This is a genomic window from Candidatus Accumulibacter vicinus (assembly GCF_000584955.1).
Taxonomy (GTDB): domain Bacteria; phylum Pseudomonadota; class Gammaproteobacteria; order Burkholderiales; family Rhodocyclaceae; genus Accumulibacter; species Accumulibacter vicinus.
On record NZ_JDSS02000016.1, the window covers coordinates 1 to 3709 of the forward strand.

Annotated in this window: 5 protein-coding genes; all 5 read right to left on the reverse strand. The window is 66.9% G+C overall.

Features of this window, described 5'->3' with window-relative positions; all coding sequences use genetic code 11:
* Positions 1-118: 118 nt before the first annotated feature.
* Positions 119-745: a DUF3299 domain-containing protein gene (locus CAPSK01_RS04245; protein ID WP_273703067.1), complete on the reverse strand. Its 627-nt coding sequence runs from the start codon at positions 743-745 to the stop codon at positions 119-121.
* A gap of 12 nt (positions 746-757) precedes the next feature.
* Positions 758-2020, reverse strand: coding sequence for an ABC transporter permease (locus tag CAPSK01_RS04250; RefSeq protein WP_034923026.1), 1263 nt, complete (start codon positions 2018-2020; stop codon positions 758-760).
* On the reverse strand, positions 2017-2733 hold the full coding sequence (locus CAPSK01_RS04255; protein ID WP_034923034.1) for an ATP-binding cassette domain-containing protein: 717 nt from the start codon (positions 2731-2733) through the stop codon (positions 2017-2019). The genes CAPSK01_RS04250 and CAPSK01_RS04255 overlap by 4 nt, the downstream gene beginning before the upstream one ends.
* 6 nt (positions 2734-2739) lie before the next feature.
* Entirely contained in the window at positions 2740-3261 is a 522-nt protein-coding gene (locus CAPSK01_RS04260; protein WP_034923040.1) for a DUF2796 domain-containing protein, read from the reverse strand.
* Positions 3258-3709, reverse strand: a 452-nt coding sequence (locus CAPSK01_RS21775) for a metal ABC transporter permease (protein WP_034923042.1), incomplete at its 5' end; no start/stop codon positions are given. The genes CAPSK01_RS04260 and CAPSK01_RS21775, both read right to left, overlap by 4 nt.

Here is a 3709-nt window from a genome sequence, read left to right on the forward strand (position 1 = left end):
GCGCAGCCCGAAGCCGCCCGCCACCGTCCGCAAGGCGCCCACTCCAGCCGCTGCGCCGGCGCCGGCCAGTAAACCGTCGAACGTCGAACTCTTCTGAGCCGCCACCCTCCCCGTTTCGTCAGGGTTTGCTGTAGGGCGTGACCAGTTCGCCCTGCATCCGGTATCCGGAAGCGCCCCAGGGCGAGTCGGAACGGGCGATGGCCAGTGCCCCGCTGACCCACACCGCGGCCATGCTCTGCAGGCCTTTCAGCGGTTTGGCGAGGATCACATGGATGATCTGGTTGGCGGGCGGTGGCGGCACGTGAATACAGGCGCCGAAATAGGGGACGAGCAGGAACTCGGAAACCTCGTCGCCCTTCTTTTCCAGCACTACCATGAAGCCGGCGATGCGGATGCGCTGACCGCGCAGGGATTGCTCGACGGGGGCGTTGTCCCAGCTTTCCCGGAGCCGCTGCAGTGCCTCCATGGCGCGCGGGTCGGAATCCTTGAGCGTGCGCAGGTCGAGCCCCTTGAAAGCCTGCTGGGGGTCCCACTCCTTGGGGACCAGTGCGTCCCACGGCGTCTCCTGGTAAACCGCCGCGGGCGCGCTGGCCGATTTCGATGGCGACAGGCGATCGCCGACACGATAATCGCTGCGCGCATCGGCAGCGCAGGCGCTGCCGGCAAGGCTCAAGGACAAGGCGGTTAGCAGCGCAAGACTGGCCACGGCCGCGATCGGGCCAGAAAAGAACGCAAGGATTCGCATGCGGGGGGTCCTTTACAGGCGGGGAGTCAGGCCATCGGCCAGAGAAATTCGGTAAGCACGGTAGCCCGGCAGCAGACTGGCGACCAGGCCAACGGCGACGACGGCGCCGAGGAGGGCCAGTTCATCGGACGAAATCCAGCGGGCGCGGATTGCCAGCCCGTAATGCGCCTGCGCGAGCGGGCCCAGCAGCGCGGTCAGCAGGGCCAGCAGGGCGGCTCCGAGCAGCGCGCCGAGGACGGTGACGAACAGGCCTTCCGCAGTCAGCAGGACAAAGATTTCGCTCGGCCGCGCGCCCACCGAACGGAGGATGGCGAGTTCGCGCCGTCGTTCACCGAGGCCGGCGAGGACGACTGCCACCAGCCCGGCCAGACCGACCGCCACGACCATCGCCGAGACGGCGAGCAAGGTTCGCTCGGCGATGCCGACCACCTGCCAGAGCTGATCGAGCGCGACGCCCGGCAGTACCGCCAGCAGGGGCTCGGCAGAACGGGTGTTGAGGTCGCGCTGCACCTTGAACACCGCCGCGCGGCTTTTCAGTCCCACCAGCACGGCAGTGATTTCCTGCGGCGTCAGATCGAACTTGCGTACGTATTCGGCGGGGATCGACAGGCCCGGCAAGGGCGCGCCGCCCTGCCAGTCGAGGTGGATGGCCTGCATCGCTTCGAGGCTGATATGGACGCTGCGGTCCACCGGCGTTCCGGTTGGGGCGAGGATGCCGACCACCGTGAACGGCTTGTCGGTGTGTTCGGCCAGGCTGACGTCGCCCATGCCGTGACTGAGGACGATCCGATTGCCGGGACGGTAGCCCAGACGTGCAGCCACCTCGGCGCCAAGCACGGCATCGAAGATCTCTGCAAACGGCTTGCCTGCCGAGAAAGCGAGGGCCTGCGCATCCCCGTACCGAAAGTGTTCGAAGTAGGCCGACGAAGTGCCGATGACCGGGAAGCCGTGATGCGAATCGCCCAGCGACAGCGGGATCGACCAGGCGACGGCCGGATTCTCGGCGATCGCGCGGTAGCTTTGCCAGCGGATGTTGTGGGTGGCTTCGCCGAGGCGAAAGACGGCGTAGAGCATCAACTGCACCGGGCTAGTGCGGGCGCCGACGACCAGGTCGGTGCCGGCAACCGATTGTGCAAAGCTGTTGCGCGCTTCGTGGCGCACGCGCTCGACGCCGAGCAGCAGGGTGACGCTGAGGGCCACGGCGATCAGCGTCATGCCCAGCGTCAGGCGCCGGTTCCAGGCGCTGCGCGCGGCCAGCAGGAGGAGCGGACTCATGCGGCTCTCCCTTCGCCGCAGGCCGGGCTGATCGACGCCAGCGAGAGCTCGCGGTCGAAACCCACGGCGAGCCGCCGGTCATGACTGACGAAGAGCAATGTGCTGCCCGCCGCCCGGCACTCGCCAGCGAGGAGCGCGAGGAAGGCTGCCTGCCGCTCGGCGTCGAGGGCCGAGGTCGGTTCGTCGGCAATGACGATCTCCGGGCGTCCGATCAGCGCGCGCGCTGCTGCCACGCGCTGCTGCTGGCCGACGCTCAGGCGCGTGACGCCCTGTCGGTGCAGCGCCTCCTCAAGATCAAGGTGGGCCAGCAAGCGCGCAGCCTCGTCGTGCAGCGAGCCACCGGCCGCCATCGCGCGCGCGCGTCGGCGCGCCGAGAAGCGGCATGACAGGAGAACGTTATCGACTACCGAAAGATAGGGAATGAGATTGAACTGCTGAAAGACGAGACCGACATGGTCGGCGCGAAAACGGTCGCGCGCCGAGGGCTTGAGGCGTGTCAACTCGCTGCCGAGCAGCCTGATCCGCCCAAGCTCGGGCACCAGCACGCCGCCCAACAGCCCGAGCAGGGTGCTCTTGCCGCTGCCGCTCGGTCCATAAAGGAAAATGCGCTCGCCTGCACGGACCTCGAAGGCCGGAATTTCGAGGCAGAATTCACCTCCCCGCGACCAGCGGAAGCGCAGGTTCTCGATCTCGATGACGGTTTCCGACGTCATTCCGGCCTACCAGGCGATGCGCCGTTGCTGTGGCGAGAGTCGGACAGCCGATTGTCCGCGTGGCCCCGCCACCTGCGCGTCAACTCGCTGCAGCCTCGGGAAAGCCTGAAACAGACCGACTTCGAGCGCACGCAGGGCTTCGGGATGCTCGCAGCGAAAAACGAACTCGCCATCGAGGTCGGCATGGCCGTCACCGGCGGACGGCTTCGTCGGCTCCAGCACCGGCGATTCCAGTTTCACCGACAGCGGTGTGCAGGCGGCGGCCGGCGAGGCGATGAACAGGCTGGCCGGTTGATTGAGGCGTTCAGCCATTGCACGCACGGCGGCTTTCTGCTTTTCGGTACGGGGCGCGTGTTCGAAACCGACGAAGTTGTTGAGCGGGCTTTCGAGGTTCAGCGTCAGGTTCTTGCCGTCGATGGCCACCTGCAGGCTGGCGGCACCATGCACGTGGGCGGCGGGTTCGCCGGCAGCGGCGGAAAGCGGCCACAGACAGACGCTGGCGATGAAGAGGCAGGGTAAGCGGTTCATGGTAGAGATTCCTTGATCAGTTGTGTGGAGACTGCGTATCCCCCCAGCGCGAGGGCCGCCATCAGCCAGACGATGGTCGGACCGCTCGGCAGATCGAGTGCCGTCGACACCAGCAGTCCACTGGCGTAAGCGAAGATGCCGAGCAGCCAGGCAGCAGCAAGCCGGCCCTGCAGCATGCGCCGGGTCGCCAGCGGCGGAACGATCAGCGTCGCGAAAACGAGATACAGACCGACCAGTTGCACGGATACCGTGACGGCGATGGCGAACAACCCATAAAAGCCGGCGCGTCCCAAGCGTTCGCGCCAGCCGAACCAGAGCACGAGGATCACCATGTAGACCACGGCGTGCCACAGCAGCCGGCTCGGCTGCACCCAGAGAATCTGTCCGATCAGCAGGTCGCGCAGATGCTCGCTGCCGTGAACGTTGCTGGCCAGCAGCAACACGCCGC